The sequence below is a fragment of the Ktedonobacter racemifer DSM 44963 genome (genome assembly GCF_000178855.1).
Taxonomy (GTDB): domain Bacteria; phylum Chloroflexota; class Ktedonobacteria; order Ktedonobacterales; family Ktedonobacteraceae; genus Ktedonobacter; species Ktedonobacter racemifer.
Window position 1 is genome coordinate 58,824 of sequence record NZ_ADVG01000002.1, and the last position, 20,198, is coordinate 79,021.

The following is a 20,198-nucleotide window of genomic DNA, read 5'->3' on the forward strand; positions in this document are numbered from 1 at the left end:
AGATAGAGAGAAGCCAATAGGTAGTTGTATTATAGCCGCTCTCTACATCCTACGCCCATCTCAACAGTATGCGCAAATATTATCAGGAAGAACAAATCCTGGTTTTAAGCTTGCTACATATTCTCGTCTAAATTACTAGAACGGCTAGAACGGCAAATTTGTCTAAAGGAGATTATATGTTAGTAGCTTTCCCTCTTTTCGCATCAATCGTTGCGCTCATCTATATCGTTTTCGGGCTTTTGCTCCTCGTCCTGGCGATTCTGGCCTTGCTCAAATATTTACGCAGTTAGTCGCTTCTCGTGCCTGCGGCGCTCGCTTAAGTAGGTGATGAGGCGTGGCTGTCAAGGCACGCCTCATCACCTAAAAGGCCAGCTTATAATCGCTCGCCAAAGGATGGCTTGTGGTCACGCGCCATGCGGGCTACAATAAGGAGGCGAGATCATACAAACTAGCAAGCAGAGAGAGGAGAGGCAGTAGCATGAGCATGGCGCAATCCAGGGAAGACTCCGTTCCCATACCCGATATGTATGAGCGTCTACGCATTTTGCAGCAGTATAAGCATATTGCCATCGTGGGCGTTTCCGCAGACCCCTATCGCCCAAGCCATTTTGTGGCGATCTATATGCAGGCGGAGGGGTACGATATTATCCCCATCAATCCACGCTACGCGGGGAAGACCCTGCTTGGCAAGCGCGTGTATGCCTCGTTGAAGGAGGCCAGGGAAGCCGGGGAGACGATCGAGATTGTAGATGTCTTCCGTAAGCCTGCCGATACGCCACCTATCGCACGCGAGGCGATTGAGATTGGGGCCAGGGTGCTATGGCTCCAACTTGGAGTGCGCAATGATGAGGCAGGCGAGATCGCGCGAGCCGCGGGATTGACCTTTGTCCAGGACCGCTGTGTGAAGATCGAGCACGCACGCTTCTTTGGCGGGCTGCATACAGTGGGATTAAACACGGGAGTCATTCTCTCACGCAAGCTGGAGGAACCAAAACAGGGCTAGAGATCTCAGCCAGAGAGAGTCAGCAGGGATGCATGTCATGTCACTACCTTAAACCACAGAAGGGAGACTTACATGCAACCAGGATATAACAGCATCAGCTCAGTGGATGAGAAGATGATGGCAAGGACGCTGGCATATGCGAACGCCGCCCTGGATAAAGGGAGTGTAGGTATCGCGGCCCTACTCAGTCGCAGAGACGAGATCCTGGACCTGGAACATAACCAGTTTCAAGAGACCAGGGATGCGATCGACCACGCGGAGATGGTTGTCCTGCGCCGCATGGCACGCTACCTCTCACAGCTCAGCGAGGAGGAGAAACGCGAATTGACGCTATATAGCTCGCTAGAGCCGTGCCTGATGTGCATGGCGGCTATCTCATTCGCGGGCCTCAAGCGCGTCGTCTTCTCGGCCTATAACGCCGATGGCACCGACGAGGTGACGGTAGCGCGTGGCTTGACTTCCGAGCAGGTCAACCAGGCGCTCACGCGAGGACCGCTAACCTTGCTTGGCGGCGTCCAGCGCGAGGAAGGCAGAGAGATCCTGGCGCGGATGGGAAAACTGCGTGCCAGCGTCCCAGCCGACTAGCCAGTAGCAACGATCGGAGCAAAGGATATGGGCGCGGAACGCTTCTCTGCCGCAGACATGGCGCGTGAGCGGCTGGCGCGCCAGGACCAGTTCGAGATCATGCTGCGCCGCCAGGGATGGCACCTCATTCGACACAAGCCAGTGTACACCGATCCACGCGTCATTCGCCTCTACCTCAATCAGGAACTCGAACCCGACGAGCGAGCCAGGCGCTTCTACGAGTCGTTTGGCGATAACACCTTTCGCAAACTGTTGCGCCATATCTTCTTCCACAAAAGTAGTTCCTATGCCGATCTCAAACGCATGTGCGCGGGAGAACAGAAGCTCGAACAAAACCTGGCATGCTTGCAGGAGGATCACCTGGTCACGCATGATGGGATGCTCTATCACAAAAGTCTGGCCTACAAGCACATTGATAATCTGGGGCCAACACTCGAATGGTATATCTCTGAATGGTTTCGCGATTGGCTCCAGGTACCGGCGCGGCATGGCGTCGCACTTAAAGGGGTAGCGGACGGAGGCGACCTGGATGTTGTGGCCTTTGTGGATGGCATTCGTGTAATGGTGGAGTCTAAATCGGGTAGCCCCAACCAGATTACAGAGAACGAACTACGGCTGTTTCTACGGCGCGCCGCTGACTTTAATCCAGAGATCGCGGTGCTCTTGATCGACACTGAGAGCAATATCGACCGCCAGGTAGAGATACTCAACAAACTACGGGCAGGTGGTGACCCACTGACACCCCAGAACAATCACCACAGCCTCTTCTGGGGTGCGCGCCACATTTATGTCATCAATGCCTATCCTGGCCTTGGGGACGCGCTCTCGGCGGTGCTACGGCTCTATTATTCGCGCATCCGCCACATGTCCTTTTTTCAATGATGCATGAGAGAAGCCAGGGGTACCTGGAAACGGTACATGCCCTGGCTTCTCCCGTCATTTGCAGGATGAAGGAATACTACAATGATGCATCCGGGTCAGACGAAGAGTCAGTCTTCCCCTGAGCCTGCTGTTCCTGTATCTGTTGAAGCGTCTCGCGATACGCACTAAGCAAATCCAGTAACCCTAAGGCCTCCTGCGCGCTGATATCAAAGGCGATCCCAGAGACGTGTCTGAGGGTAACTCCCTGTTCCTGAACCTGAGCACGATACCGTCCAATAATCGCTTCCATAAATCCTCCCATACTTCACATAGAGCGAGCGGAGCATCTGTACCAGAAAGGGCCGCTCTTAACATCCAATTACAACAAACTCCCCACTCTATAAGACGAATAAAGTGGCGGATTTTAGATATTTGATTTGATTAAAATGCATTTTAATCTTTTTGACTTATAAGTTTGCTTTAGATGCACAAGAAAAAGCTTGTGCTTTAATTCACAAGCTTAGTTCAGGGCATTGCTAGCAAAAACAATTGGCTAGATTGGCTATAGGATCGGCCAATCGTGACCAGCTGACTCATAGATGGCCTCAATGGTGGCCATATTCTCCAGGGTCTCGCTCAGGCTGCGTACTGGCTCCTGACCGTTGCGAATGCAGTCGGCGAAGTGCTCGACCTCGATCTGGTATTGATCCACCACGGGGAATTTGCGCTCGCTCATCTGCCCATTCTTCATGGCGAAAACGATGCCTTCCATATTGCGTGGCGTGAAGGGAACGGGAATAGTGATCGAACCTTCGTCACCAATGATCTCCACCGACTGGCGCATGGGTAGCTCAAAGCTGGAGTCAATCAGGCCGTAGCGTCCCTCACCAAAGTCGAAAATGGCGTTCATCGCCATATCTACACCACCAAATTTTTCGACATGGACGCGCGCCGCAACGGAGACGGGAGGCTGACCATAGACAGCACGACAGAGATTGACGGTATAGCAACCTACATCCATGAGCGAGCCACCAGCCAGTTCAGGTTGAATACGAATGTTCTCCACGCGCCCACGAATATCGAAGGCAAAGGAGGCCCGCACCAGGCGTACCTGGCCAATCTCACCGGCCTGCACACGCTCCAGCGTCCACTCGATCTGTGGATGGAAGCGATACATAAAGGCCTCCATGAGCAGGCGATCATTGGCCTGAGCGGCCTCAACCATCTCGCGCGCCTCTTCCTCCGTCACGGCCAGGGGCTTCTCACACAGCACATGCTTCCCCGCCTCCAGCGCCTTGATGGTCCATTCAGCATGCAGGCTATTGGGCAGAGGGATATAGACCGCCTCGATCTCTTCATCATCGAGAATATCCTGGTAGCTACCATAGATGCGGGTCGTGGGCGAGAAGGCGTAGAGGTCCGCCGCGCGCCGAGGATCACGGCTCCCCACGGCGGCCAGGATGCCATTGCGCGAGGCCTGAATGGCGGGCGAAACGGCTTTCGCGCCGATGTTGGCGGCACTGATCACCCCCCAGCGGACGGGACGGGTGTTAGCAGGCGACTGAGCTTGCTGCATAGTAACGATCTATTCCTTTCAGGTAATCCTACACCTCGGCGCCCACAACAAAGATGCGGTCGAGGGCATGGACGACTTCAACGGGAGCCTTATAGAGCTTGCTCAAGTTCTCGCTGGTAATCACCTCCCCAGGCGTCCCAATCAAGCTCTGCCCGTTCGCGATATAGACAATGCGGTCCAGCACTGGCAGGAGTGGGTTGACATCGTGAGCGACGAGCAGGACCGTAACGCCACGCGAGCGACAGACGTTGTCCACAAGGGTAACAATATCTTGCTGGCGTGCGATATCGAGGCTGGCCAGGGGTTCGTCTAGAAGCAGGATACGAGGATTAGTTAACAGAGCCTGGGCGATCAAGAGGCGCTGCTGCTCGCCACCAGAGAGATGGCCAACAGGGGCATTGGCATAGCGCAGAGCATCGACCTCTTCAAGTGCCTGGTCAATGATAGCGTCGCGCTTGCGGCTGGGCAGGCCAAAGCCCCAGCGATTCCCGTCCAGGCCAAAGCCTACCAGGTCGCGGGCGCGCAGGGCCAGGTCGCCCTCTACCGTGCGATGCTGAGGAGCATAACCGATCTCTTTATTGCCGCTACGAGGCACACGACCCAGCACGCGAATCTCGCCAGCGGTGGGTTGAATAAGCCCCAGCAGCATCTTGAACAGGGTGCTCTTGCCTGCCCCGTTCGGACCTAGCACGACAACAAACTCCCCCTGCTGGATAGCCATATTGGCATCTCGTAAAATAACACGCTTGCCAAAGGATAAAGCAACATGCTGTAAAGTAATAACTGGCTCCGCTATCGTCACGTCTCATACTCCCGCACATAGTTCTAACTGATACATTGTCTCTCTAGCCATAGTAACACATGGGCAGAGGAAGGTCAACAAACGGGGCATTGCCTTCGCGCAGCGAGCCAAAGCAAGGCCCCAAAGGAATTTTGAAAGGCCCCGGCTGCGAGAAAGAGCTAAGAAACTTGCGGTCATGCTGGATACGTGTCTACAATAGATAAGTACCTAAACTACAATTAGAGGAGCTTATTAAACATGGCACAGACAAAATATGGCCATCAGATCCGCATCGGCGTACAAATGCACCCGCAGCATACCAGCTACGAGGACTATGCAAATGGTGTACGCCGTTTCGACGAGATGGGTGTTGATAGTATCTTTAACTGGGACCATTTCTTCCCGCTCTATGGCGACCCACAGGGCAATCACTTTGAGGGCTGGACGCTGCTCACCGCCATGGCGACCCTGACCAGCCGCGCGAAGATCGGCTGCCTGGTGACCTGCAATACCTATCGCAATCCCGCACTGCTGGCGAATATGGCCAAAACTGTGGATCATATCAGCAATGGGCGCGTCATCCTGGGCCTGGGTGCAGGCTGGTTCGAGCGCGACTATAAAGAGTTTGGCTATGACTTTGGCACAGCTGGCAGCCGCCTTCAGGCACTTGAAGAGGCTGTTCCCACCATTCTGCATCGCTGGGAAGTCGATGAGCCCAAGCCGATTCAGCAGCCTATTCCCCTGCTCATTGGTGGTGGCGGCGAAAAGAAGACGCTGCGCATCACCGCCAAGTACGCCAACATCTGGCATGGCTTCGGCGACACCGCGACCTTGCAGCACAAAATGGAGGTCCTGGACAACTGGTGTAAAGAAGTGGACCGCAACCCCAACGAGATCGAGCGCTCAAGCGGGGCCAACGCCGACTTCAAAGAAGAGGACCTGGATGCTCTCGTAGAGACGGGTGTCACGCATTTCATCATGGGCATGCAGACTCCCTGGAACTATAGTGCAGTCGAGCGCCTCATTCGCTGGCGCGACAGCCGCCAGGGCCGCTAAAAAGCAGAAATCTATGACTGAAGGGGGGCAATGCCGTAGGCATTGCCCCCCTTCAGTCATAGATGACACAAGCGAAAACTATTTGACTGTTGGAACTGGAGACGGCTCAACCCCAGAGAGGCGGGCGGCAAAATGCCCAAAGATGGGAATCTTGTAGTATTTTCCGCTTGCCGCCATCGCGATACAGAGCAGCCAGCCAACAAAGGCCACGACATTGATGAGCAGAAAGGCCAGAAAGATTCCCAGGGCAAAGAAGCCATGGGCATAAGGGACATGGCTCCAGATGCGCAAGCCAAAGCCGCCAAACACAAACATAAAGAAGTCGGCAATGTTGAGAAAGCCGAAGAAGAGCAGGGATTGCAGGGCATGGAAGCGCACATATTTATTCTCGAAGCCGAAGAAGAGCAGCAACAGGCCCGAGAACCAGCCTCCTAGATAGCTGAGCACAGCCGCGAAACGCGAGCCACTGGACTCACCCACCTTCATAAAGACCGGCTGCCAGCCATAGAGAACGTAGCCCTGTTGTCCCGCTGGCGGAGGCAGTGGTTGCATCACCTGGGGGCCATCAAACGCTGGACGTGACGACTCATGCGAGGGAGGAAGGTCACGCATTGTCTGATCCATAGGTGGCACATGGCTTTGATAGATTGGCTCTGGCTGGAGACGCTCCGCTTCGCTCGCATAACCGCTTTCATACATATGCTGGGCTGATGAGCTTTCGCGATATGAGTTTTGTTCCCAAGACATACAATTTGCTCCTGATATTTATACTCACCTGATGTACAAGATTTTGGCTTGACCACTCGCGCCTGCGGCGCTTGCTCTGATTGGTGGTGCGGATTGGCAGCCTGCGGCTGCCAATCCGCACCACCAATCAAATCACTAATGTCTGTCTGGTGCATTGGTGAAAGTATAGTCTGGGGATGTCTCAGGTCTATCGCGAAGATGTCGCAAAATTGTCGCAATGAACGACAAAAAGAGATAATTAAAAACCCGGTATAGTGCTTGACTATACCGGGTTTCTTGGGGGTGACCGATGGGGCTTGAACCCACAACCGCTGGAGCCACAATCCAGAGCTCTGCCGATTGAGCTACGGCCACCATATTGTGTGTGTGTTTCTCAACACGTCGTCAGTATACCGGAGCGCTTGCGAATTGTCAATAGGTTTGCCGCACTTTTTTACGATATCGTGAGAGAGAGAGAAAATCTGCGTCCCCTTGACAAGACCTGACTCCTGCCATACACTCAATTTCAAGGAAAGATCTATCAAAGTTGATAGCACAATTACACATAGCAGTGCCAGATATCGGCAAGCCAGTAAGCATTACAGAACAGGGCAAGAAAGATCTATCCAGATAGAAAAGGATCAAAATGCTATGTCCCAGGGACCCAGAAGCTTATCGGAGGATACTAAGGTAGATCAGCAGCAGCCATACGAAACTGATTTGTCCCAGTTGCCACAATTGCCCCCAGGCATTGTTATTGCCGCCCCTTCCCAGACACCGCGGAGGCGCACCGCCTGGCCTGATGATATTGATGTGATCTTCGAGAAGGATCCAGCCTGCCGTAACATTATCGAGGCATTGACCTACCCAGGTCTCTGGGCTATTTTTTATCATCGTATCGCCCATGCCCTCCACAAGGCACACATCCCCATCTTGCCACGCCTCATCTCGCAGTTTGCGCGCATAATTACGGGTGGCATTGAGATCCATCCTGGAGCACAGATTGGCAAACGCTTTTTTATCGATCACGGCGCGGGTGTTGTCATCGGCGAAACGGCTGTCATCGGCGATAATGTGATGCTCTATCACCAGGTGACGCTGGGCGCGACCGGGTGGTGGAGACCCAGCCCGGGTCGTAAGCAGAAACGCCACCCCTCCATTGAGGATGATGTCACGATTGGTGTAGGCGCGGCGGTCCTGGGTCCCATCACGATTGGACGCGGCAGCAAGATTGGCGCCATGGCGCTGGTACTCGAATCGGTCTCGCCGAATTCTGTAGTAGCCGCCAAACCAGCCGAGCTGCTGATGAAAGGGGGCGCTCCCCTTGAGAAGCACGAGGAGCTTACCCAGGGCTGGAACGGCGAAATGGATTACCAAATTTAATGTGTCAGTACCCTACGGCGAAAGCCGAGGGCTTGGAGTTGTGTCTGAACTCCACCGCAATTCAGCATACCTTTTCAGGCGTGCTGCTTTGGCTTCATCGTCCGACACAGAAGGCGCGTACTGACAAGAGGCCCGTTCCTCTCCAGTCTTGCCGGATAAGAAGCGTTCGCATCGCAATGTTTCTTGCTCCAACCAGATCGGCATGGAGCGTGTACTGACAATTCTGACAGACGAAGAGCAATCCTTTGTTGGGTCTATTCTCTTTGCAGGTGTGCCCACATTTGGGGCACGCTTGCGAGGTAGAGTTGGCATCGACCTTGATTGCCATACTTCGATGTAAGAGCGCTTTATAGGCAATCATGCTATGCAACTCAGCGAAGGACCATTTGGAGAAGGTACGATTGGCTTTTCGCTGTTTTGCATTTTTGCCTTTGCGTCGTTTGGTACGCTCTCGAATGTCTGTCAGATGCTCCAGTCCAATCAAGCTTTGAGGGTGCTGTAGGACAATCCGCTTACTCACGACATGATTGGTATTCTGCTTCAACCGTCTCTCTCGTCCACTGATGGCAACGAGCCTTCTTGTCGCTGAACGAGTGCCTTTCTTTTGCAGACGTTTTCTCAGTCGTGCGGAGTGGTTTGCCTTGGGGACAATCTGTTTGCCTGAATGGAAGGTGCAATCCCCTTGCATCGTCGCCGTGACGGCAAGGTATCGCATCCCCACATCCACTCCGGCGACCTGCTTGTGCGTTTCAGGTGTAGGATCAGCCGTCTCAATTGCAAGAGAGACAAGGAGGTAAAATTGTTTCTTGGGCTTGTCATACCAGAGTTTCGATGCACCAATCTCCGCTCCACGCTGGATCAATGCCACATGCTTATTGTAGCCAGTATAGGGCACGATAACACGTCCCTCAAGGGTCAGGATGCTCACCTGCTGCTCTTTCTTGAAGGTGTAGTCTTTCTTGTACTGATAGGTCAACGTGGGGGAGATGAACGTGGGAGCCTTATCAAGCCCTTTGTAGCGTTTCTTGGTCTTACCTTCCTTACGATGAACAGCATTGTTCTTGACCTTTGTCCAGAGGGTTTTATACGAGGCACCAACTTGGCGAGGAACAGAACAGGCCATTTGCGAAGGCAGATGAAAACGGAGGCGGATCTCTTCGTAGGTGGCATCTTGCAAACGAACAGCATTGCTCATCTTGCCATGCTCAAAGGCGTACTGGCTCACATAGTTGAGAGAATCCCGATACGCCAGTTGCGTTGTACGTAATGCCTTGAATTGCTCGGGCGTTGTATTTAATTTGAGTTTCGCTGTTACTACCGTTTGCATACGCTAAATCATACCATAGTTTTCATCTGACTGTCAACAATACATGAGCAGATGAGAGAATGTCTACGGCGTATTCCGCCCAAGCCACCGACAAAGGAACGCCGCATTCCTCCCCATGCCTGAAAGGGCAGGGGCATCCTGCGGCGTTTTGGGTGAAAGGGGCGCCCCTTAGACCCTGCCCTCCGGGGGCCTGATTCACTCATAGGTAAGGATAGTGTTGATGGTAAGATCCCAGAAGTGGGGGACGTTGAGGCTGTAACCGACGCGGGCGTTGGGTGGGAGTTGGATCTTACCGTAGACATCGCAGATGGTGCGGCCAGCGCTCCACTCACCTCCAGTCTCAATCTCAACGCGGATATCGTGGCCTTCGATGATGGCTGGATCGATGACGGCAGCAACAGCACAGGGATCATGGACGGGGGGCGCAGAGAAGCCGAAGACCTGCTCATAGGTATCCGCAAAGAAGGCCAGGAGATCGGCGGCGAAGTTGGCAACGCGGCGCCCGGAAGAGCGTAGGCGGCGCATGATCTCCTTAGTTGCCAGCGCCTGGTGCGTGACCTCCAGGGGAATCATGGTAATGGGGCGACCACACTGAAACACCTTCTGTGCCGCTTCGGGATCAAACCAGATATTAAACTCGGCGGCTGGGGTCACGTTGCCCAGGCCGATGGCTCCCCCCATAATAGAGATGGCTTTGATGTTGCGGGCAATGTGCGGCTCGCGCTCCAGGGCTGTGGCAATATTAGTTAAGGGGCCGGTTGCTACCAGGGTAATCGGCTCCTCTGCTCTGAGCAACAGGTCGATAAGCAGGTCGACCGCGTGCATACTCACCAGCGACATAACAGGTTCGGGTATATCAGGGCCATCCAGGCCTGTTTCACCATGAATATCGGCGGCAAATCCGGGGGCGCGCACCAGGGGCTTCTCCATCCCTCTGGCGACTGGAATATGATGCAGGCCCGCCAGCGAGCAGACTTTTAAGGCGTTACGCGAGGTCTTCTCGACCGCCTGGTTGCCCGCGACAGTCGTCACAGCCAGGAGTTCTAGCTGGGGATGATGAGCGGCCAGTAAGAGCGCGATTGCATCGTCATGGCCAGGATCACAGTCAAGAATTATTTTCTCTTTCACGCGTATTTCCCCCTTAGTGCCTAAGATCTTATTCCGAAACCCAACGCCACTTGCGTGTCTAGCGCTTCGCGCTCAGGGTTTTCGGAAAAGAAGTAATCGATCTTTCTCAAGAAACGTAGCGCGGGTCTCCTCTTTGCATACTAGCATGCGAGCAAGAATAAAGACAAGGCGAAACGATACCCTCGACGCTCGCCCCCTGAACTTGTTATAATGGCCTTGCGAGAGGTGCTCAAGCAGGGCATTTCCTGAGTTTAGATGTAAGGTAATCTACTGGGGGGTAAGCATTGGTTTCTGGCAATTTGATTATTGGTCAATCGGGCGGCGCAACCGCCGTTATTAATGCGAGCCTCGTAGGCGCAGTCGAGGCGGCATTGGCAGACACGCGTATCGCTGGCATCTATGGGATGCATTATGGGATCGCGGGTCTATTGCAAGAAGACTTTATTGATCTGCGTCAACAAGATGCGGGCCTCTGGCCCCAGCTCCTACATACACCATCTGCCGCGCTTGGCTCGTGTCGCTACAAGCTACAAGAACAAGATATTGAGCGTGCTTTAGATATTTTTCGCCGTTACGATATTCGCTATCTCCTCTATATTGGTGGAAATGATTCCGCCGATACAGCCCATCGCCTGGCACAGGCGGCCCACCATACCGGGTATGAGTTCTACGCCATCAGCATTCCAAAGACCATCGACAATGATCTCCCTTTTACCGATCACTGTCCCGGCTATGGGAGTGCCGCGCGCTTCATCGCAGCGGCGGCGCAAGACTCAACCATGAACACCCTCTCCATGCCAGGGCATTATCCCGTCAAGATTATCGAGACCATGGGACGCAATGCGGGCTGGCTGGCAGCGGCCTCAACGCTAGGCAAGCACGACGAGGCTGATGCGCCCCATATCGTGCTCATCCCCGAACAGGCCTTTCACAAGGAGCGCTTTCTAACCCAGGTTGAGGAGGCATACAGACGCTATGGCTATGTCGTCATTGTGGCCTCGGAGGCGTTGCGCAATGAGAATGGGGAGGCGCTGGGCGCGACCGCGCAGGCGGGCGTCGACGCCTTTCAACATCCCTTGCTTAGCGGAACCGCACAGACTCTGGTAGAATTAATAAAGCAACAATTGAATCTACGAGCGCGCTTCGATAAACCGGGCGATTTCCAGCGCATGTCTTCGCAGTACGTCTCGCCAACAGATCGGCAGGAGGCGTACCTTGTGGGACAGAAGGCGCTAGAGGCAGCATTGCGCGGAGAAAGCGATAAAATGGTGACGCTGGTGCGGCATGATACGCCGACCTATCACTGTACTACAGGTCTGGTTGAGCTTGGAGAGATCGCGAACGTGCAGCGCCTCATCCCTGATGCCTATTTTGATGCAAGTACAGCAATGGTTACGCGTGCATTTCACACCTACGCGCAGCCGCTCATCGGCGAGCCGCTACCGCGTTATGCGCGCCTGGATACGACAAAGGTGATTTCATTATGAGCACACTCAAACGAGCTATCGTTATCGTCTTAGATGGTGTTGGCGCGGGCGCCAATCCAGATAGCGCAGCCTACGGAGACGAGGGGGCCAGTTCACTGGAGCACTGCGCGCAGGCCATCGGTGGCCTGGAGCTACCAAACCTGGGGCGCATTGGACTGGGCAACATCACGCCTATCCAGGGCACACCACCCCAGGAACAAGCCCTGGGCGCCTTTGGACGCCTGAACGAGGCCGCCGCGGGCAAAGACAGCGTCGCGGGCCACTGGGAGCTTATGGGAGCCGTTCTCCAGCGACCGCTGCCGACCTATCCCCAGGCTTTTCCAGCTGAGCTTGTCGCCGCCTTCGAGGAGGCCAGTGGACACAAAGTCATTGGCAACAAGGTCGCCTCGGGTACCGAGATCATTAAAGAACTAGGCGAAGAGCATGTGCGTACCGGGCGGCCCATCCTCTACACCTCGGCGGATAGCGTCTTCCAGATCGCGGCCCACCAGGAGGTCATTCCCCTGGAGGAGCTTTATCGCATCTGCCAGGTTGGACGCAATATGCTGACAGGTGAGAACGCCGTGGGCAGGGTCATCGCGCGCCCCTTTATTGGCACACCCGGCAATTTCAAGCGCACCGAGCACAGGCGCGACTTCGCCCTGGAACCAGTCGGCACCACCCTGCTTGACCTACTTAAAGAGGGCGGGCGCGATGTGATTGGCATTGGCAAGATTGAAGATCTCTTCGCGGGCCGGGGCCTGACCGCGCGCGATCACACGGAGACGAATCGAGAAGGGATGGCCGCGACCCTGCGCTGGCTTGAGCGAGACTTTTATGGTCTGCTCTTCGTGAATCTGGTAGAATTTGATATGTTATGGGGCCACCGTCGCGATAGCCAGGGATACGCGCAAGCGCTACGCGATGTAGACGCATGGTTTGGCAAGGTGCAGCAAGTACTGCGTCCCGAAGACGCCATCTTCTTCGCCGCCGACCATGGTGTCGATCCCACCTATCGTGGTACCGACCATACCCGAGAATGTGTGCCCCTGCTCGCCTACGGCAAGCCAATTCGCGCCGGAGTAGACCTGGGAACCCGGTCCTCCATGGCCGACCTTGGGCAGACATTGGCCGAGAACTTTGGGGTTGGCCCACTGGCGGCAGGAACCAGCTTTGCGCGTGAAATCGGGCTAGCATAACGTGCCAGCAGGGAGTCCAAGCAAGCTTGGACCCTACAAACTGGCGGTCATACCACTTAGGGACGAGGACAAGGAACTCCGGAGAAACCATGACAGAACTACAACGCGACAATCGAGTAAGCAGCACACCTATTCTGCATGGAGAACGCATTACACTACGCCCACCAATGATGCAGGATGCACGCAACGTCTTTCATTGGGAGCGCGACGACGAGGTATGGCGCTTTGACCCACATCGGCCCTACTCGCGCACCATGGCTGAATTTCTACCCGTTTTTGAACGCAATTATGTGCGGGGAAATGGGCGGCAATTCTGGTTTATTATTGAAGATGAACAAAAGACGCCTATTGGCACCATTACGTACTTCAATCTCGATTATCGAAGTGGCCAGGTAGAGGTTGGCCTGGGAATTGGCAATAAACAGAGTTGGGGCAAGGGATATGGGCGCGAGGCAATTTACACACTCGTCAATCATCTCTTTACCCTACCCTTCCTGGCACGCATCTATGCGGAGACGGCTCTTGCCAATCTTCCAGCCCGAAAGGCCTTCACCCGCAGCCACTTTACCGAGGTCGGACAGATCTATGATCCGCGCAGTTCTGGCGATCCCTGGGTTCTTGTTGAAATCCTACGCCATGACTGGGAGCGACGCTATACTAAGCAAACCCCTAAGCAGACCCAACACGGCGGAGAGGTCTGACATCCAGGCCATATGCTTCGACGTGATAGATAGAGAAAGGAGACGTGCAGGGCAAATCCATACGACCTCCCTGCACGGCACAATTATGAGTACAAAGACCAATATCAATCCCGCCATCTTCGGGGCTTATGACATCCGAGGCATCTACGGCGAGGCCCTCACTGATGAGGCCGTCTATGCAATCGGACGCGCGGCGGGCCAGTATCTAAATGTTCCTGAGATCGCGGTTGGGCGCGACATGCGTCTCTCCTCGCCACAACTGGCGAAGAACCTGATCCGCGGCCTGACCGACCAGGGTGTCAATGTTATCGACCTGGGCCTGGTGACGACGGACGCGCTCTATTTCGCCGTGGGTAAGTTTAATTATCCCGCAGGCGTCATGATCACCGCCTCACACAATCCCGGCAAGTACAACGGCATGAAGTTTTGCCGCGCGATGGCTTATCCTATTAGCCGCGACACTGGACTAAGCGATATTCGCGACCTGGCCGTGAGCGGTGAGTTTGCCGAGCCTGCACGCAAGGGCGAGGTCAGCCAGCGCGACATCATCGACGACTATGTCCAGCACGCCCTTTCCTTCATCGACGTAAAGAAGATTCGTCCGCTCAAGATCGTCGCCGACGCGGGCAATGGCATGGCGGGCCTGATGCTGCCACACGTCTTCAAGCATCTCCCCTGCGAGCTGGTTCCCCTCTACTTTGAGCTGGATGGCTCCTTCCCCCATCATCCCGCCAGCCCAATCGAGCCAGAGAACATGGTGGATGTGCAGCAGAAGGTACGCGAGACGCATGCCGACATGGGCGTGGCCTTCGATGGTGACGCCGACCGCATGTTCCCCGTCGATGAGCATGGCGACCTGGTTGATGGCTCCATGGTCACCCTGGCCGTTACCAACAGCCTGCTACACAAGTTCCCCGGCTCGACCATCCTCTACAACCTCGTCGTCTCCAAGGCAGTGCCAGAACTGGTCGAGAAACTGGGTGGCAAATCGGGTCGCACCCGCGTGGGACACTCCTTCATCAAGGCCCAGATGCGCGAAGCGAACGCCATCTTCGGTGGTGAGCACTCCGGTCACTTCTACTTCCGCGACAACTGGTATGCCGACTCTGGCCTGATCGCCTTCCTGATCATGCTGGAGCTGGTCTCCGTCGAGAACAAGCCGCTCTCCGAGAGCATCAAGCCCCTGGACGTCTATTACCGCAGCGGTGAGATCAACAGCACCGTCAGTGACGTCAAGGCCAAGATCGAGCAGGTCAAAGAGCACTTTAGCAAGCAAGCCCAGTCGGTGGATACCCTCGACGGTATCAGCGTCGACTACGGCGACTGGTGGTTCAGCGTGCGCGGCTCCAACACCGAGCCCCTCCTGCGCCTGAACCTTGAGGCAAAAACCCAGGCCCTCATGGAGCAGAAACGCGACGAAGTTTTGGCATTTATCCGAGGCTAATTCCTCCCAGCATAAAAAAGGCGTCGGGTGTTTACCCGGCGCCTTTTTGTATCCTGAGTGTAGACATATGGTGGGTATCACCACGGGGAAGAGGGTCGAGAGGGCATACGAGCGCTTGCAGGCGCAACCCATCCTTGACACCTTTTCGATGAAGTGCTAGCATGAACTTCAGTTGCATCAACTAACTCCTTGTCTCTCTCTTCTCCAGGGGGGCAGTCAATATGTGGAAGCAAACGTATTAAGGAGCAATTATTTTGAAGATCCACGAATATCAGGCCAAAGAAGTCCTGGCTCGTTACGGCATTCCGGTTCAGCCCGGCAAAGTCGCACACACGCCAGAAGAGGCCGAAACTATTGCCCGCGAACTTGACGGGCCCGTTGTCATCAAAGCCCAGGTCTACGTCGGTGGACGTGGTAAGGCGGGTGGCATCCAGTTTGGCGACACTCCAGAAGAGGCTCGCGCCTCCGCGGCACGCGTACTGGGCATGAACATTAAGGGATTAACCGTAGATAAGGTTCTTGTGACCTCCAAGATCGATATTAAAGAAGAGTACTACCTGGGCATCGTGCATGACCGCAAGTCACAGACTCCCGTGGTCATGGTCTCGAAAGAGGGCGGTATCGATATCGAAGAGGTCGCTGCAACTCATCCCGAAAAAATTATTAAATATCCTATAGATATGCACTGGGGGCTGCGCCCCTTTGAGGCCCTCAATATCGTCACCGAGGCCGGACTCCCCACGAAGGCCCTCCGTCCCGCAGCCGCTATCCTCGCCAACCTCGCCAAGGCCTATATCGGTTCCGACGCGCAGCTTGCTGAGATTAATCCCCTGGCCCTGACCGCCGATGGCAAAGTCATGGCCGCAGACGCGAAAATATTGATCGACGATAACGCACTCTACCGCCAGAAAGAGATTGCCTCCTGGTCTGAGCCAGAGGACGCCAATCCCATTGAGTTCGAAGCCAAGCAAGCAGGCCTGACCTATGTCAAGCTCGACGGTGATGTGGGTATCATTGGTAACGGCGCGGGCCTGGTTATGACCACGCTCGACATGGTCGCTCGCTCCGGCGGCAAGCCCGCGAACTTCCTGGATATCGGTGGTGGCGCCAAGGCCGAGGTCATGTACAAGGCCCTGACCTTCGTCGCACGCGATCCCCAGGTCAAGGGCATCCTCGTCAACATCTTCGGCGGCATTACGCGTGGTGAAGAGGTAGCTCGTGGCGTGATTATGGCACAGGGAGAGCTGCCCAAGGGTATGCCGATTGTCGTTCGCCTCTCCGGCACAGGCGCCGAAGAGGGTCGCGCCCTGCTGAAAGACGCGGGACTCGACTGGGGTCAGGATATGCGTGACTCCGCGCAGAAGATTGTCGCCGCGATTAATACGCTTGGTAAGTAGAGAAGGGTAGCAGCAATGAGCATTCTACTGGATAAAAGCACGCGCGTCATCGTGCAAGGCATTACCGGGCGTGAGGGTCAGTATCACACCCATAACATGATCGCGGCCGGCACCACGGTTGTCGGCGGCGTCACTCCTGGCAAAGGTGGCCAGGAGGTCGAGGGCGTTCCCGTTTTTGATACCGTCGCCCAGGCCAAGGCCCGGACCGACGCCAATGCCACCTGCATCTTCGTGCCACCCGCGGGCGCGGCTGACGCCATTGAAGAGGCGGCCTACGCAGGCATCGAACTGATCGTCTGCATCACCGAGGGCATTCCTGTTGTGGATATGACCCGCGCGATCCTGGCGGTACGTGAGAAGGGCGCGACCCTGATCGGCCCCAACTGCCCAGGACTCTGCACCCCAGGCCATGGCAAGATCGGCATCATCCCCTACGGCATGTTTACACCCGGACCCGTCGGCTTCATCTCGCGCTCTGGCACCCTGACCTATGAAGTGGTCTCGCTGCTTACCAACGAGGGCCTGGGTCAGTCGACCTGCATCGGCATCGGTGGTGATCCCATCATCGGCTCAACCTTCGCGGACTACCTTAAGCGCTTCGACGAGGATCCCCAGACTGAGGTCGTCGTCATGTGTGGCGAGATCGGTGGTAGTGACGAAGAGGATGCCGCCGAGTACATCAGAACCCAGATGAAGAAGCCCGTGGTGGCCTTCATCTCCGGGCGCACGGCCCCTCCAGGAAAACGCATGGGCCATGCGGGCGCGATTGTCTCGGGCAATACTGGGACCGCGCAGGGCAAGGTTGAGGCGCTTCAGGCCGCCGGTGTTCCCGTCGCGGACACCATTTTTGATGTACCAGCCCTTGTCAAACAGGTGTTGTAACCGTTTCTAAAAAATATTGTCAAAAGGCGACAAACATTGTCATGCACCCTCTTGACATAGACACGTTTCGTACTGTAGTATGCATTTTAGATGGTATTCTTCCCTTGTAAGAGAGGAGTACCATCAATACACTTTCTGCTCTCGGCTTATCGCAAGCCACTTCTTTTGAAGTGAAGCCTCTTCCAGCGAGCTGAGCCTGAGAAGAAGTAACTCCGACCGTTTGCAAGTGCGGCGAGGAGTAGTGGGCACCGCAGTTTGCCCTGGACGGCTGGCCGTCCGAACGGATGGCAAATAGGCATATCTGTCATCACCTTAAGATACTGTTGAGCAAGTAATATTCCTAGAGGATACTCCTTTTGTAAGGAGTATCCTCCTTTGTAAGGAGTATGCTATACATAGGTTACCTCGCGTGCGACTGCTGGGCATGATTGCTTACATCTACAACACTCCTCTACCTGAGTATATCGCACGCCGGGCCAGACAATCTCATGTGCAACACATTACTGGTAGCTAGTATGCTACGAGTTAGCAAGACACCATCTACCAGAAGGAATGGAAATAGTCCTATGACCACGGCCTTTATTTATGATCCAATCTTTTTAGAGCACATTACGCCCGAGCAGCATCCTGAGCGCCCACAGCGCCTCGACGAGTCGATGCAGTTGTTGCAGGCCCTCAAGTGGTTTGAGCGTGATGACCTGGTGCAACTGCAACCGCGTGCCGCAACGGTGGACGAGTTGGCGACGGTGCATGAGCGGGAGTATATCCAGGAGGTGGAGGCGGCTAGCAAGAAAGCAGCGGAAATAGAGGCCTCTGGTGGTCGCAATACGCAATTCTTCGCAACCGATACCTATGTCTCCGCAAAAACCTATGAGGCCGCGCTAAAAGCGGCTGGCGCCCCTCTGACCGCCATCGACGCCCTGCTTAAAGGTGAGATTAAAAACGCCTACTGCCTCGTACGCCCTCCGGGCCATCACGCGGTCGCGGAATCGGCGATGGGCTTCTGCATCTTCAACAACGTCGCGGTCGCCGCGCGCTACGCCCTGGAGAAGCATGGGCTGGAGCGCGTCATGATCATTGACTATGATGTGCATCATGGCAATGGCACTCAGGAGATGTTCTATAACGATCCCCGTGTGCTGTACTTCTCCGTCCACCAGGCCCCCTTCTATCCAGGGACCGGCGCCTCAACCGAGCTGGGCGAGGGCGAGGGACTGGGCACAACAATTAATGTTCCCCTACCAGCGCGCACGGGCTTCCATGTCTATGACTCCATCTTCCGCCAGGTCATGGTTCCGGCCATGGACCGCTTTGACCCACAACTGATCCTTGTCTCGGCGGGCTTTGATGCACACTGGGATGACCCGATTGGCGATATGTACCTCTCGACCTCGGCCTTCTACCAGTTGAACCGCGTCATTCTGGAATATGCCGAGAGGATCTGTGATGGACGCGTCATCATGGTCCAGGAGGGCGGCTATAGCATTAGCGCGCTTGAGAACTGTGTCTCGACCTCCATCAATCAGCTTATGGGTGGCGAGGCCGCCATTGACGACCTGGGACCCGCCCCCGATATGACCTACCAGATCAATATCGATGTCTTGATCTCAGAACTGCGACGCATCCATAACCTGACTGGCTATCGTGTACGCCGTAAGCCAAAGCCAGATATTGAGCGCCTGCGCCGCGAGGTTAAGGGGCCGTCCACCGACGAAGAGAAAGCTTGAGAACGCATGTCAACCGACTCCAGGCATATTCGGCTCCTAACACCAGCCGATGTCCCGCAGGTTGAGCGCCTGATTCGCTCCTCCGAATACATCTATCAGCGCTTCACCCCGGAGGAGCTGCCACTCCTGATCGAGCGCTACCCGGCTGTGGGAGACCTGAACAACGCATCACTACATGGCTTTCTCATCTCGCAGATCACCAATCCGCCTATTGCCTGGATAGGCGGATTTGGCGTCAGTTGGAGCGAGAGCAAATACTATATCTCCATCCTCGATAACCTCATTGAAGACCTCAACACACATCTGCGGGCGCGGGGAGCGCAGGCGCTGTATTATTCCGGCAATGACATGGAGCAGGACTGGCTCCGCCCCCTCCTGCTGGCGCGCGGCTTTCAGCCCTACTGCCAGCTCTATGCCTACGACAAGTATGACTATACGATGCCCACGCCTGGAAATACGCGCGTCACCGTGCGCCCGGTGCAGCTAGGAACCAGCGCAGGACTTGAGGATGATACTTCCGCCCTGCTCGCCATCGAGAAGCTCTGCTTTGATGAACTCTGGCGCTATGACGCGACCGCCTTCCGCGACATCGCCAATTCGCATCCCTACTTTATCGTCGCCGAGCAGAATGGGCAGGTCGTCGGCTACCAGTTTAATACCGTGGAGGCCGACTATGGCTACCTGGTACGCATCGCGGTCCACCCCGCCTTTGAGCGCCAGGGGATCGGAGCACGCCTGATGGCTGAGGCGGTACGCTTTTTCGCCAGTGAGCGCGTCACACGCATCATGCTCAATACTGAGGAGCAGAACACCCACGCACACCGCCTCTATGAGTGGTTTGGCTTCATTCGCCTGGCCCAGCGTGGCTTTGTGTTGCGCCAGGAGCTCTAACCACGCCTGGTATGCGGCCCTCCGGTGTCACTTCTCGTGCCTGCGGCGCTCGCCTGGTAGTTAAT

At 55.4% G+C, this 20,198-nt stretch carries 19 protein-coding genes and 1 tRNA gene; 13 read left to right on the top strand and 7 right to left on the bottom strand.

The window, feature by feature from the left end; genetic code table 11:
- Positions 1 to 478 precede the first annotated feature (478 nt).
- From KRAC_RS16660 to KRAC_RS16670, 3 genes are all read left to right on the top strand, one after another.
- Positions 479 to 1,003: a CoA-binding protein gene (locus KRAC_RS16660; RefSeq protein WP_007908997.1), complete on the top strand. Its 525-nt coding sequence runs from the start codon at positions 479 to 481 to the stop codon at positions 1,001 to 1,003.
- 72 nt (positions 1,004 to 1,075) lie between these two features.
- On the top strand, positions 1,076 to 1,588 hold the full coding sequence (locus KRAC_RS16665; RefSeq protein WP_007908999.1) for a nucleoside deaminase: 513 nt from the start codon (positions 1,076 to 1,078) through the stop codon (positions 1,586 to 1,588).
- A 27-nt stretch (positions 1,589 to 1,615) separates the two neighbouring features.
- The gene (locus tag KRAC_RS16670; protein WP_007909001.1) at positions 1,616 to 2,470 is read left to right on the top strand and encodes a hypothetical protein; all 855 of its coding nucleotides are present in this window, start codon (positions 1,616 to 1,618) and stop codon (positions 2,468 to 2,470) included.
- Positions 2,471 to 2,546: 76 nt separating this feature from the next.
- On the opposite strand, the gene KRAC_RS16675 is transcribed toward KRAC_RS16670, so the two are convergent.
- The 3 genes from KRAC_RS16675 to KRAC_RS16685 all read right to left on the bottom strand — a co-directional run bounded on the left by KRAC_RS16675 (position 2,547) and on the right by KRAC_RS16685 (position 4,827).
- On the bottom strand, positions 2,547 to 2,759 hold the full coding sequence (locus KRAC_RS16675) for a hypothetical protein (RefSeq protein WP_007909003.1): 213 nt from the start codon (positions 2,757 to 2,759) through the stop codon (positions 2,547 to 2,549).
- 252 nt (positions 2,760 to 3,011) lie between these two features.
- Entirely contained in the window at positions 3,012 to 4,025 is a 1,014-nt protein-coding gene (locus KRAC_RS16680; protein ID WP_007909005.1) for a Gfo/Idh/MocA family protein, read from the bottom strand.
- A gap of 28 nt (positions 4,026 to 4,053) precedes the next feature.
- Positions 4,054 to 4,827, bottom strand: a complete 774-nt coding sequence (locus KRAC_RS16685; RefSeq protein WP_007909007.1) for a metal ABC transporter ATP-binding protein — start codon at positions 4,825 to 4,827, stop codon at positions 4,054 to 4,056.
- Positions 4,828 to 5,064: 237 nt separating this feature from the next.
- On the opposite strand from KRAC_RS16685, the gene KRAC_RS16690 reads away from it, so the two are divergent.
- Positions 5,065 to 5,862, top strand: coding sequence for an LLM class F420-dependent oxidoreductase (locus KRAC_RS16690; protein WP_007909008.1), 798 nt, complete (start codon positions 5,065 to 5,067; stop codon positions 5,860 to 5,862).
- Between the two features lie 78 nt (positions 5,863 to 5,940).
- Here KRAC_RS16690 and KRAC_RS69110 read toward each other — a convergent pair whose 3' ends face one another.
- Together KRAC_RS69110 and KRAC_RS16700 are read right to left on the bottom strand one after the other, a co-directional pair.
- Positions 5,941 to 6,609 (bottom strand): DUF4870 domain-containing protein, encoded by a 669-nt coding sequence (locus tag KRAC_RS69110; RefSeq protein ID WP_007909009.1) that lies wholly within the window; start codon positions 6,607 to 6,609, stop codon positions 5,941 to 5,943.
- Positions 6,610 to 6,886: 277 nt separating this feature from the next.
- Positions 6,887 to 6,964 (bottom strand) — tRNA-His (locus KRAC_RS16700).
- 275 nt (positions 6,965 to 7,239) lie between these two features.
- On the opposite strand from KRAC_RS16700, the gene epsC reads away from it, so the two are divergent.
- Entirely contained in the window at positions 7,240 to 7,971 is a 732-nt protein-coding gene (epsC, locus tag KRAC_RS16705; protein WP_007909010.1) for a serine O-acetyltransferase EpsC, read from the top strand.
- Positions 7,972 to 8,065: 94 nt separating this feature from the next.
- Here epsC and KRAC_RS16710 read toward each other — a convergent pair whose 3' ends face one another.
- Both KRAC_RS16710 and KRAC_RS16715 read right to left on the bottom strand, forming a co-directional pair.
- The gene (locus tag KRAC_RS16710; protein ID WP_007909011.1) at positions 8,066 to 9,298 is read right to left on the bottom strand and encodes an RNA-guided endonuclease InsQ/TnpB family protein; all 1,233 of its coding nucleotides are present in this window, start codon (positions 9,296 to 9,298) and stop codon (positions 8,066 to 8,068) included.
- A gap of 195 nt (positions 9,299 to 9,493) precedes the next feature.
- On the bottom strand, positions 9,494 to 10,426 hold the full coding sequence (locus KRAC_RS16715) for a nucleoside hydrolase (protein ID WP_007909013.1): 933 nt from the start codon (positions 10,424 to 10,426) through the stop codon (positions 9,494 to 9,496).
- Positions 10,427 to 10,710: 284 nt separating this feature from the next.
- Here KRAC_RS16715 and KRAC_RS16720 point away from each other — a divergent pair, with 284 nt between their 5' ends.
- The 8 genes from KRAC_RS16720 to KRAC_RS61740 all read left to right on the top strand — a co-directional run bounded on the left by KRAC_RS16720 (position 10,711) and on the right by KRAC_RS61740 (position 20,133).
- Positions 10,711 to 11,913 (top strand): 6-phosphofructokinase, encoded by a 1,203-nt coding sequence (locus KRAC_RS16720; RefSeq protein WP_007909015.1) that lies wholly within the window; start codon positions 10,711 to 10,713, stop codon positions 11,911 to 11,913.
- Complete coding sequence (locus KRAC_RS16725; RefSeq protein ID WP_007909026.1) at positions 11,910 to 13,091, top strand: phosphopentomutase; 1,182 nt, start codon at positions 11,910 to 11,912, stop codon at positions 13,089 to 13,091. Before KRAC_RS16720 ends, KRAC_RS16725 begins: the two co-directional genes overlap by 4 nt.
- Positions 13,092 to 13,180: 89 nt before the next feature.
- Positions 13,181 to 13,792 carry a GNAT family N-acetyltransferase gene (locus KRAC_RS61735; protein WP_007909028.1) on the top strand — a complete coding sequence of 204 codons (612 nt, stop codon included), beginning with the start codon at positions 13,181 to 13,183 and terminating at the stop codon, positions 13,790 to 13,792.
- 85 nt (positions 13,793 to 13,877) lie between these two features.
- On the top strand, positions 13,878 to 15,236 hold the full coding sequence (locus tag KRAC_RS16735; protein ID WP_007909030.1) for a phosphohexomutase domain-containing protein: 1,359 nt from the start codon (positions 13,878 to 13,880) through the stop codon (positions 15,234 to 15,236).
- A gap of 254 nt (positions 15,237 to 15,490) precedes the next feature.
- On the top strand, positions 15,491 to 16,633 hold the full coding sequence (sucC, locus tag KRAC_RS16740) for an ADP-forming succinate--CoA ligase subunit beta (protein ID WP_007909033.1): 1,143 nt from the start codon (positions 15,491 to 15,493) through the stop codon (positions 16,631 to 16,633).
- 15 nt (positions 16,634 to 16,648) lie between these two features.
- Complete coding sequence (gene sucD / locus KRAC_RS16745; protein ID WP_007909034.1) at positions 16,649 to 17,515, top strand: succinate--CoA ligase subunit alpha; 867 nt, start codon at positions 16,649 to 16,651, stop codon at positions 17,513 to 17,515.
- Between the two features lie 566 nt (positions 17,516 to 18,081).
- Entirely contained in the window at positions 18,082 to 19,242 is a 1,161-nt protein-coding gene (locus KRAC_RS16750; RefSeq protein WP_007909035.1) for a histone deacetylase family protein, read from the top strand.
- A 6-nt stretch (positions 19,243 to 19,248) separates the two neighbouring features.
- A complete protein-coding gene (locus KRAC_RS61740) occupies positions 19,249 to 20,133 on the top strand; it encodes a GNAT family N-acetyltransferase (RefSeq protein WP_007909036.1) in 885 nt (294 codons plus the stop codon).
- The last annotated feature ends 65 nt before the right edge of the window (positions 20,134 to 20,198 follow it).